This window comes from Hyalangium sp. (genome assembly GCF_035629615.1).
Taxonomy (GTDB): domain Bacteria; phylum Myxococcota; class Myxococcia; order Myxococcales; family Myxococcaceae; genus Hyalangium.
This window is the reverse complement of record NZ_DASPHO010000739.1, coordinates 1-9,526: the sequence shown is the minus strand read 5'-3', so window position 1 is coordinate 9,526 and position 9,526 is coordinate 1. Positions and strand designations below refer to the sequence as shown.

The 9,526-nt window shown below is 67.9% G+C and carries 9 protein-coding genes; all 9 read left to right on the top strand.

Annotation, left to right across the window (positions count from 1 at the left end):
* The coding region (locus tag VD972_RS36800) for a tetratricopeptide repeat protein (protein ID WP_324993499.1) at positions 1-423 on the top strand (423 nt) is incomplete at its 5' end.
* Positions 424-425: 2 nt separating this feature from the next.
* Positions 426-1,211 carry a sigma-70 family RNA polymerase sigma factor gene (locus tag VD972_RS36795; RefSeq protein WP_324993498.1) on the top strand — a complete coding sequence of 262 codons (786 nt, stop codon included), beginning with the start codon at positions 426-428 and terminating at the stop codon, positions 1,209-1,211.
* Positions 1,212-1,241: 30 nt separating this feature from the next.
* Complete coding sequence (locus VD972_RS36790; protein WP_324993497.1) at positions 1,242-2,087, top strand: serine/threonine-protein kinase; 846 nt, start codon at positions 1,242-1,244, stop codon at positions 2,085-2,087.
* Positions 2,088-2,216: 129 nt separating this feature from the next.
* A complete protein-coding gene (locus VD972_RS36785; RefSeq protein WP_324993496.1) occupies positions 2,217-3,083 on the top strand; it encodes a CBASS oligonucleotide cyclase in 867 nt (288 codons plus the stop codon).
* 134 nt (positions 3,084-3,217) lie between these two features.
* A complete protein-coding gene (locus tag VD972_RS36780) occupies positions 3,218-4,084 on the top strand; it encodes a nucleotidyltransferase (RefSeq protein WP_324993495.1) in 867 nt (288 codons plus the stop codon).
* Between the two features lie 47 nt (positions 4,085-4,131).
* The gene (locus VD972_RS36775) at positions 4,132-5,949 is read left to right on the top strand and encodes an SAVED domain-containing protein (RefSeq protein ID WP_324993494.1); all 1,818 of its coding nucleotides are present in this window, start codon (positions 4,132-4,134) and stop codon (positions 5,947-5,949) included.
* Positions 5,936-7,291, top strand: a complete 1,356-nt coding sequence (gene cmr1 / locus VD972_RS36770; protein ID WP_324993493.1) for a type III-B CRISPR module RAMP protein Cmr1 — start codon at positions 5,936-5,938, stop codon at positions 7,289-7,291. The genes VD972_RS36775 and cmr1 overlap by 14 nt, the downstream gene beginning before the upstream one ends.
* A gap of 1 nt (position 7,292) precedes the next feature.
* Positions 7,293-9,074, top strand: coding sequence for a type III-B CRISPR-associated protein Cas10/Cmr2 (gene cas10, locus VD972_RS36765; protein WP_324993492.1), 1,782 nt, complete (start codon positions 7,293-7,295; stop codon positions 9,072-9,074).
* The coding region (locus tag VD972_RS36760) for a type III-B CRISPR module-associated Cmr3 family protein (protein ID WP_324993491.1) at positions 9,071-9,526 on the top strand (456 nt) is incomplete at its 3' end. The genes cas10 and VD972_RS36760, both read left to right, overlap by 4 nt.

Here is a 9,526-nt window from a genome sequence, read left to right as displayed (position 1 = left end):
AAGGAGGAGGGTGCGAAGGCCGCCGAACCCTACCTTCGAGAGGCACTCCAACATGGGCGCACGTGTGTCCAGGCCGAGCAGGGCAACCACCTCTACCGCTGGGTGCTGGCCAGAACCCTTGTCAGGCTCGGCACGCTCCTGGTCGAACAAGGCCGACTCGAGGAGGCAGACTCGCTCTACAAGGAGGCGCAGGGGTATGGGCGAGCCGTGCGTGAAGGTGAACCCTCCAACAAGAGGTATGCCCTGGTCCTCGCGGAATCCCTGCTGCTACACGGGGATCTGCTTCAGGAGCGCGGCGCGCTGGAGCACGCCCAGCCCTTGCTGACCGAGGGATGCGCACTGGCCCGTGAGTTTCAGCTCAGAGACAGCAAGGACGTGCGATTCCGGTTCCCGAAGTGCCAGGGCGTGCAGGAGGGGAAGTAGACATGGTTCCGCCACCACTCTCAGAACTGTCCATTGAGGAGCTGATCTTCCGCGCGCGCGCGGAGGAGGAGGGCGCGATCGAGGAGCTGCTGCGCCGGTGCCAGCCCTCGTTGGAGGGAGCTTCGCGGCACGCCACCCGAAAGCGGTCGGGCAGCGTTCGTCCGTCTGACGTCTCCCAGGAAGCCGCGATACTGGCGTTCCAGCGCTTCTCTACCTTCAAGGGGAGCACGAAGGGCGAGCTGATCAGCTGGTTCAAGCGCATCGCCACCCGCCAGGCCTCGCAGCTGCTCCGAGACGAGCAACGCAAGAAGCGCGGAGCACCCGGCACTCTCCCACTGGATGCCGCCGAGGCCCTGGAGGTACCGGCCCCTCAGCGGAGCCCAAGCCAGTTCACCGCGCGCAAGGAGGAGTGGTACCAGCTGCAGAAGACCCTCTCCCAGCTTCCGGAGGACCAGTGCGAAGCCCTCCGGCTCTTTTACATGGAGGGGATGTCGGTGAAGGAGGTCTCAGGGCACATGGAACGGACAGAGGCCTCTGTCGGATCCCTTCTGCAACGAGGACTGAGGGCGTTGAGGGACCGCATGGCCGAGAAGCCCGGCACGCAGGGTGAAGGTCCCTCGCCCGTGGATGCCGCCTTTCGTGTCTACCTCAGGCGACGTGAAGCCGGGGAGGTCGTGGATCCGGACACCTTCGCCGCGGAGTTCGAGGATTGCACCGACGAGCTCCGGGAGCTGCTCCACTGGATGGAACGGCTGCAGGCGCTTCGGCAGCCGCCCTCCTCTTCGTGACGGAGAGCCAGCATGCAGCGGGAGGGATCCATGCCATCTGATGTAGGCGACTACTCCATCGTCCGACGGGTGGCGGTAGGTGCTACGAGCGAGATCTACGAAGGGCGACACAAGGCCAGCGGTGACCCCGTGGCCATCAAGGTGCTGCGCCCCGAGTGGTGCCTGCACATCGAGGTGGTGGCGCGCTTCGTCAACGAAGCTCAGGCGCTCCAGGGGATGAAACACCCTCACCTGGTGAGGGCGCTGGCCTCAGGCCTCCTTCCTCAGGGAGCTCCGTTCATGATCCTGGACTGGCTACCGGTGGACCTCCACCAGGTGCTCACGAAAGCGGGAGGGCGCCTGCCAGTCGAGGCTTGCGCACAGGTCATCCTGCAGCTGGCGGGAGCCCTGGACGCACTGCACGAGCACAGCCTCATCCACCGCGATCTGAAGCCTGCCAACGTGCTGCTGGCCCGCTGGGAAACCGGTGCCATCGCCGTGAAGCTCGCGGACCTCGGGCTCGCCAAGAACACCGCAGCAGGCGGCCCCGAGCCTTCGGCCCTCCCCGTCTCGACAGCCGGCAGCGCGCTCCTGGGCACCTGGGACTACATGGCCCCGGAGCAGTGGGTCCACTCCAAGACCGCTGGCCCCATGGCCGACGTCTACTCGCTGGGAGTCCTCTGGTTCCAGATGCTCGTCGGCAGGCTGCCCTTCGTGGCCGAGGAGGGACAGGATCTGATGTACCAGCACCTGTGGAAGCGCCCTCCCCTGGAGTTGCTGGGTGACCAGGTCCCGGGGCCTACACAGGTCCTGGTGGCGCGCATGTTGAGCAAGAAGGTCACGAAACGCCCCACGCCACGCGAGATCCAGGAGCTGCTGTCCGCGACCGGCGGGTGAGCCGACCTGGAGGCTGGGTGTGGCCTGCCCCAGGGGCGGAGGGGGCGCTCCTCAAAAAAAGCACCGGGCTGCGATGGGTTCTCACTCCTTTTGGCGTCCTCCCTGGTGGAGGCCAAGGAAGGATCCGCCATGTGGAGCGTGCGCAAAGCCCTGGAGAAGTTCATTCAATCCCTGAGGCTGACACCCCAGCAGCGGGAGGAGGTCATCCGCCAGCATACGGTGGTGCGGGAGCAACTGCGCCAGCGGCTGGGTCCGGAGATGGACTTCCTCTCAGGCTCCTACAGCCGCAACACCGTCCTCCGCCCTCTGCATGACATTGACCTCTTCATCGTGCTGGAGAGCGTCGACTCCACTCCGCCTGAGTCGCCGGACGCGGTGTTGAAGCGGGTCCGCCGAGCGCTCCAGGGGGCCTGGCCCCGGAAGGAGCTGCCCATCCTTCAGCAGCACTCCGTCCACCTCGAGTTCTCGACGTCGGGCATCGAGTTCGACGTGGTGCCAGCCTTCAAGCAGCTCGGCCGGAATGCCTACTTCATCCCCGAGCGGCAGACAGGCCGGTGGCTTCGCACCAACCCGCGGCTGCACAAGAAGCGGAGCCGAGAGGCCAATGAGCAGGCGGGGAAGAAGCTCAAGCCGCTCCTCAAGACGGTGAAGCACTGGAACCGCCAGCAGTCGTCCAGCCCTCTAGGCTCATTCCACCTTGAGGCCATGAGCTACGACGCGTTCCCCGAGCCTCCAGAAGGATACCTGGAGGGCCTGGAGTCGCTCTTCACCCACCTGAGCCGGAAGGTGCTGCGCCCCTGCTCGGACCCCGCAGGGTTGGGCCCGGACGTGGACGCGAGGATGAGCGCTACCCAGCGCCAGGCCGCCAGTCAGCTACTGGCGAGCGCAGCGGGGCAGCTGCGGCACGTGCTCGCGGAAGAAGAAACCCTCCCCGTCCAGGCACATCGGCGCATGCGCGCCCTCTTCGGTGAGGAGTACCGGACAGGTGGATCCTGAACGGCCTTGCGCGCATCGACTTGGGAGGGCCGGACCTTGGAGCAGGGGCGCCCATCAAAAAAAGAGCGCCAGCCCGCGATGGATTCTCCCGCCTTTTGGCGTCCTCTCTTGTGGACGCAGAAAAAGGAGCGGTCATGTGGAGTGTGCGTGAAGCCTTGGAGAAGTTCATCCAGTCGCTGGAGCTGAAGAAGGAGCAGCAGCAGAAAGCCATCGAGTTGCACACGGAGGTGCGGGAGCAATTGCGCCAGCGGCTCGGGCCCAAGACGGACTATCTGTCGGGCTCATACAGCCGCAACACTGCGATCCATCCTCTGCATGACATCGACGTCTTCATCGTGCTGAAGGGTGTGACAGCCCATCCGACCGAATCGCCGGATGGAGTGCTCAAGCAGATCCAGGCGGAACTCAGGGAGGCCTGGCCCAGAGAGAAGCCGCCCATCCTCCAGCAGCATTCCATCCACATCGGGTTCTCGGAGCTGGGCATCGAGTTCGACGTGGTGCCAGCCTTCGAGCATCTGGGCCAGAAGGCCTACTTCATCCCCGAGCGGACCGAGGAGCAGTGGATCCTCACCAACCCGCAGCTACACAGGGAGAGGAGCACGAAGGCCAACGAGACGGCGGGGAAGAAGCTCAAGCCGCTCCTCAAGGCGGTGAAGCACTGGAACCGCCAGCAGTCGTCCAGCCCCCTGGGCTCGTTCCACCTCGAGGCCATGAGTTATGACGCGTTCCCCAAGCCCCCAGAAGGGTACCTGGAGGGACTGGAGCCGCTCTTCACCCACCTGAGCCGAAAGGTCCTGCTCCATTGCCCGGATCCCGCAGGGCTGGGCGGGAACGTGGACGAGCGGATGAAGCCCCCCCAGCGCCAAGCCGCCAGTCAGCTGCTGGCGAGCGCGGCGGCGCAGTCGCGGCTGGCGCTTGCAGAGGAGAAGACCCTCCCCGCGCAGGCCCATGAGCGACTGCGCAAGCTCTTCGGCCCGGAGTACCGGGATCGAGGCCCTTGAGCAGCCCGAGTCCCCCGTCTTCCCACGCGCTTCCAAGGTGACTGCCCATGGACATCCACATCCCCATCAACGCGCGAACCCGCGCGCTCATCCTGCGCTACGAGCACGACCGCCCCGTCATCGAGTCCGCCGCGCGTGACGCCCTGATCCGAAGCGGCCTGGATGGAGACCGGGACGTCGCCGCCACGGTGCTCCACCCGTTCGACCGAGACCGGCTCGTCCGTGCGCAGAAGCCCGAGGACTGGGCATGGGCCTTCCACGAGAACGAGCGCTTCGCCGACGCGCTCCTTCAGAAAGAAGCAGAGCTCGGACTCGATCACCTGCCCGTCCATCTGTTCGGGTGCGCGCCCTTGGTGCTGATGCTGCACCTGGCGTCATGCCTGCAGCGCCGGCCGCTGCGCGTGTACCAGCAGGCGAACGATGGCCCCTGGTCCCTGGGCTATGACCGGGCGCAACCGCCCACCCCGGAGGACTTCTTCCAGGTGGAGGGGCTCCCCGCGACGAGGCAGGGCGGGCGTGGGCATGTGCTGCTCGTCGTCGAGGTCACCAAGCCCATCAAGGACAAGGCCCTCGCGACGTTCCAGGCTCGCCATGCCTCGGATCTCCTGGCCACGGTCTGCCTGCGCCCCGCGAGCAGGGAGCCCTCGCCGATGTCCGTTCGTGATCCGAGCGAAGTCTCGCGCGCGGTGGAGCAGTTCCGCGGTGTGCTCGACAGCCTGCATGAGCGCCTGGGGGGCGCCACGTCGGTGCTGCTGGCCATGGACTGCCCCTCGAGCTTCGCCGCCGCACTCGCCACGGCCATCAACCCCAACACCCAGCACCCGCTGTGGCTGCATCACTTCAACCCCGAGCAGGACAGCTACCTCCTCGTCCACCAGATACTCCACCAGCGCCGAGGGCTGCCCGCTCAGGCCAGGAGCCCCTCGATCGAGCAGTTCCAGGAAGCCTCCCACGTGCTCGAGCAGGTCACCGCCGTTCACCAGGATCTGGCCGCTTGGCTGGCGGGGCCGGAGCAGCGGCACTACGTCGCGCTGCTGGGCCGCGAGCTGATGGAGAGCCGCATCCGCCCCACCCCCTCCCGCGAGGCCGCGCCCGTCTTCCGCTACCTCGACGGAAGCTGGACATTCGAGGTGAGCCTGCTGCAGGGGCTCGCGAAGCTGCGCCAGCGGCTGGGCTCGAAGGAGGACTGGGAGGAGTGCATCCGCGTCTTCCTCCTCCATGAGGCGTACCACGTCCGCCAGGGCGGGCCGACCTCCTACAGCTACAGGGGGAGTGGACGCACGGGCTTTGTGCTCGAGGCCGTGGACTTCGACGCGGACGAGGTGTCCTTCCAGGCCGCGCTGGCCTGGCGGCAGTCGAACCGGCCCGCCACCTCCAAGGAGCGGACACAAGCGCTCGAGGCCATCCTGTGGAACGCCGTGGAGATAGGGCGGGTCTTCGAGCCAGAGCCCCCCCTGCGGGACATCGCCGAGCGCAGGCTGCGGCGCAAGCTCATCTGGCTCTTCCACGCCTGCAGGCTTGGCACCTCGATAGCACGCAGGGCTTCCACCACGGAGCTGGAGCGGGTGACCGTCGAGATCGCTGGGCTGCCGAGCCAGCCGGACCCCTATGAGAGCTACAGCCAGCAGCGTGTCCGGCTGGAGGGTCTGGATCCTCGCGAGCAACTGGACGTGGCGATCTACTACCGGCACAGGCTGGCGCGAGGGATGAACACACCGTGGGTGATGAACCTGCTCCAGGCCATCAGCCACTGGAGCGAGCAACCACGCGACAAAGCCCAGGGCGCCGTGAAGGACCTCTTCCATGAGTTCTTCGACCGGCACCGTTTCCTGCTCGAGCCGGAGGAGCGCGATGGAGCTGCCTGATCCGCTGCCGCGCCAGCGCCGCTATCCCGGAGGCGCGCCTGTCGAGTCGCTCGTGGTGCAGCTGAAGAGCACCACGCCCATCCTCGGGGGCGCCCCCGTCCCCCGCCAGGTGGACGCGGTGGACATCATCCGCGTCCCCACGATCCGCGGCCACCTGCGCTTCTGGTGGCGGGCCCTCTATGCCCACGAGTTCCCCACGGCCAAGGAACTGGCCCACCGCGAGCGAGCGCTGTGGGGCGGAGTCGGCGGCGACGCAGGGACACGCTCCAAGGTCGAGGTGAGCGTGGAGGTGGATCGGAGCAGCGTGCGGAAGGCAGAGCGCCACGTCGAAGAGGAAGACGATGATGCCTACTATGCCCTCTGGCCTGCTCGCGGGACGCGAACCGAGCCGGACGCTGGACGGCTCCTCTCGGAGCTCCGCTTCCAGCTCCATTTGCACGCACCGTCAGAGCGCATGCACGAGGTGGAGAATGCGGTCCGGGCCTGGGTGCTCTGGGGTGGATACGGGGGGCGCACGAGGCGCGGCGTTGGCAGCCTCACCGTCGTGGAAGAAGTGCCCAAGTGGCTGCCGCGCGGCGCGCGCCGGGACGAGCTGCAGCAGGTCTTTGGGGGACTGGCACTCCTTGGCAGCCCTCCCACGTGCGGTGCCCGTCAGGTGCCCGCCATACAAGGGGCGCGACTGTTCCACGGAGCCCCTCAGCGAGGGCCTGAGCGGGCCTGGTTCCAGGCGCTGCATTGGTTGAAAGAGTTCCGCCAGGGACAACCCTCTGACCAGTGGAAAGGACCCGCCAACAAGTACGCGCGGGAGAGGGGCGACCGGAACCGTCCGGGGCGCTCCAACTGGCCGGAGCCGGACAAGATCCGCCGGCTCCTCGAACCAGCCCGTGGCAAGCCATGGGCTCACCCTCCGCGCGAGGAGTACTCGCGAGAGGCGGCATGGCCTCGCGCTGGCTTCGGCCTCCCCATCCCCATCCGCTTCCAGGAGAAGGATCGATCGAGAGCGCTCTATCGCAACCCGGACCCCGGAGAGGTCGAGCTCCGCTGGCACGACGGGGCAAAAGTGCGCGAGCGGCTGGCCTCGCCCCTGATCGTCAAGGCCATGCCTCTGGCGAATGGCTTCTTCGTGCCCGTCGCGCTGTGGCTCCACCGCGCCTGGCCGGAGGGAAAGGTCGTCCTGATCCGCAAGGGCGGCCAGAGAACCCCCGTGAAGGACTCGTTCGCGCCGTTCGACCGGCTCCTGGCCTCGAGTGACAAGGCGCTCTATGCGCCGCTCGAAGCCCCGAGCCTCAGTGAAGCCTTCTTCCGCTGGCTGAAGTCCCACCCCGAAGTGAAGGAGTCCTGACGTGCCTGCCCACCTGCTCCTCATGAGCCTCGGTCCCGTGCAGGACTTCATCGCCCAGGCCCGGCGCACCCGGGATCTCTGGTTCAGCAGTCAAGTGCTCAGCGCGCTCTGCCAGAAGGCCGCCACCGCCGCCCGGGAGCGGAACGCGGAGCTCATCATCCCCGCCATCCTGGACGAGCACGCAGCCGCCCAGGGTGTCCCCAACAAGCTCCTGCTCCACGTGAGGGACGGAGATCCGCGCGCGGTGGCTCAGGCGGCCCGGGAGGCGGCGCGTACGCATCTGCGCGAGGAGGGCCTGAGGGTGTGGCGGCAGCGCTCGCAGCTCGTGGACCCCGCGGCCCAGGACACCGCTCTGGAGCAGCTGGACACCTTCCTCGAGTTCCACGCCGCCTGGAGCCCGCTCACCCCGGAGACCGGGTACCCGGACGCCCTGAGCCGCGTCGAGGCTGCGCTGGCCGAGCGCAAGCGGCTACGTGCCTTTGTTCCCTGGACGCGCCAGCGCGGCGGCGTCCACAAGTCCAGCCTCGACGGAGCGCGTGAGTCCGTCCTCAAGGAAGGCGCGCGCAAGGGGGGCGACTGGCAGCGCTTCCGCATCGGCCGGCGTGAGCAGCTGGACGCCATGGGCCTGCTCAAGCGCACTGGCGGTGAGCCAGAGCAGTTCGTCCCGGTGCCCACCATCGGCCTGGCGGCGTACACGGCGCTTGCGAAGGCGAAGCTCGCTCCAGCGATGGAGGCGCTCACCCGCGAGTGCGAGCGCCTTCGCGAGCCCAAGGTGCTGACGAAGGTGACTCCGGGCGGCAGGGCGTGGGTGCGGGACTTCCCCTTTGATGGCCAGCTGCTGCTGCCCGGCCGCTGGAGCACGCACCTGGAGGAGCAGGGGTTGTCCCGCGAGGAAGCAGCCAGCTTTGGCAAGGTCTTCGTGAGGCCGCTTCTGCGAGAGCTGGGCGAGCCCTTCCCCTATGTCGCCTGTCTCGTGGCGGATGGCGATCACATGGGGAAGACACTCCAGAGCCTGGCGCAGCACGGCCCCGAGGCGCACCAGGAGCTGTCGCGCAGCCTCTCCAGGTTCTCCGCGCAGGCCCGACGCATCATCGAGGAGCAGCACCGCGGAGCGCTCGTCTACGCCGGAGGCGATGACGTGCTCGCCTTCGTCTGCCTGCCGGATGCCCTTCGGTGCGCGGACGAGCTGCGACAGGCCTTCCGCGCCGCCATGGAGAGCGCCCTCGCTGGAAAGAACATGGAGCCGCCCACGCTGTCCGTGGGCCTGGGAGTGGGCCATGTGCTGGAGAGCCTCGGGGAGTTGCTGGCGCTGGGCAGAAAGGCGGAGACAACGGCCAAGGGCAAGGATCGCAACGGGCTCGCGCTGCTGGCCCGCCTGCACTCCAGCCGCGAGCACACCTGGCGAGGGCAATGGACAGACAAGCCGCTGGAGGCGCTCGAGGCGGCTGTCACGCTCAGAGAGCAGGGCCGACTGCCGCTGAAGAAGATCCAAGAGGTGGAGGAGATGCTGCAACGCATGCCCACGACTGACAGCGCGATCGAGGATGACGCTGGGTGGAGCCACGTGCTGAGGCGCGAGGTCTCCCGGATCCTAGGCCGGGTGGAGGCGGGCGCCGACGGAGCGGGCCTCACGCCGAGCGAAGCGGGGCTGAACCTGCAAGAGGCGCTGAGCCTGAAGGACGCCTACGTGCGGGTGAAGGCATGGGTGGAGCGCATGTGGCTGGCGGAGATGCTGGCGCGCGCGAAGCCCCGGCTGCGCGGGGACACCGGAGGTGCAGCGTGAGGACCGCGCGCTTTGCCCTGCTGCCGCGCGACGGCCTCTTCTGCAAGGACGGCCGCGGCTGGTACACGAGCGACGTGGGCCGCAGCCACGCCCACCTCTGGCCGCCCCCTTCCACCGTGCGCGGAGCGATGAGAGCCGCCTGGGGCCAGCTCCTCATGGCCCGTACCGGGGGGACGCTGACCCCAGAGGCGTGGGAGCGTGAGACGCGAGAAGTCACCCTGGGGCCGGTGCTGGCCCTCCGGCGGCCCTTCGGCGAGGGCTTCGCCCCAAGGCATCGGCTCTGGCCCACCCCAGCGGATGCCCTGTCCGTGGACGGACGCGTGCACCGGCTGCTGCCTCGCCCCTCGGCTGTGGCCACCTTGGGGCCTGTCGACGACGATGCGCTGGAGGCGCTGTGGCGTCCCTCCTTGCCGCCTGGGAAGCCGGAGTCCCTGCCCCTGTTCTGGACGGAT